The sequence below is a fragment of the Salmonella sp. NW1250 genome, assembly GCF_051812965.1.
Lineage (GTDB): Bacteria > Pseudomonadota > Gammaproteobacteria > Enterobacterales > Enterobacteriaceae > Salmonella > Salmonella enterica.
In genome coordinates, this window is record NZ_JAMNDD010000033.1 from 1 (window position 1) to 1,265 (window position 1,265).

1 protein-coding gene is annotated in these 1,265 nt (G+C 62.6%); it reads left to right on the plus strand.

Going from position 1 to position 1,265, the window contains the following annotated elements:
- A partial coding sequence (cpsG, locus tag NBA72_RS24090) for a colanic acid biosynthesis phosphomannomutase CpsG (RefSeq protein WP_272696032.1) occupies positions 1-1,265 on the plus strand: 1,265 nt, incomplete at both ends.

Below are 1,265 nucleotides of genomic sequence, written 5' to 3' on the forward strand. Positions count from 1 at the left end.
AAATTAACCTGTTTCAAGGCCTACGACATTCGCGGCAGGCTGGGCGAAGAGCTCAATGAAGATATCGCGTGGCGGATTGGCCGCGCTTACGGCGAATATTTAAAACCGAAAACCATCGTGCTGGGCGGCGACGTGCGCCTGACCAGCGAGGCGCTGAAGCTGGCGCTGGCGAAAGGGTTACAGGATGCGGGCGTTGACGTGCTGGATATCGGTATGTCCGGCACCGAAGAGATTTACTTCGCCACCTTCCACCTCGGCGTGGACGGCGGTATTGAAGTGACCGCCAGCCATAACCCGATGGACTACAACGGCATGAAGCTGGTGCGCGAGGGCGCCCGCCCGATAAGCGGCGACACCGGTCTGCGCGACGTTCAGCGTCTGGCGGAAGCGGGCGATTTCCCGCCGGTGAACGAGGCCGCGCGCGGCAGCTACAGACAAATCAGCCTGCGCGACGCCTACATCGGCCACCTGCTCGGCTATATCAGTGTTAACAATCTCACCCCGCTGAAGCTGGTGGTGAATTCCGGCAACGGCGCGGCGGGGCCGGTCATTGACGCCATCGAAGCGCGTCTGAAGGCGCTGGGCGCGCCGGTGGAGTTCATCAAAATCCACAACACCCCGGACGGCACCTTCCCGAACGGCATTCCCAACCCGTTGCTGCCGGAGTGTCGCGACGACACCCGCAAGGCCGTTATTGAACACGGGGCGGACATGGGCATCGCCTTTGACGGCGACTTCGACCGCTGCTTCCTGTTCGATGAGAAAGGGCAGTTTATCGAGGGGTACTACATCGTCGGGCTGCTGGCGGAAGCGTTTCTGGAAAAACACCCGGGGGCGAAGATTATCCACGACCCGCGCCTGACCTGGAACACGGAGGCAGTGGTGACGGCGGCGGGCGGGACGCCGGTGATGTCAAAAACCGGACATGCCTTTATCAAGGAGCGGATGCGTACGGAGGATGCCATTTATGGCGGGGAAATGAGCGCGCATCACTATTTCCGTGATTTTGCCTACTGCGACAGCGGGATGATCCCGTGGCTGCTGGTGGCGGAGCTGGTGTGCCTGAAGGGGCAGTCGCTGGGTGAACTGGTCCGCGACCGGATGGCGGCGTTCCCGGCGAGCGGGGAAATCAACAGCAGGCTGGCGGAGCCGGCGGCGGCCATTGCGCGGGTGGAAGCGCACTTCGCGGAAGAGGCGCAGGCGGTGGACCGCACGGACGGCCTCAGCATGTCATTCCCGGACTGGCGTTTCAACCTGCGCTCGTC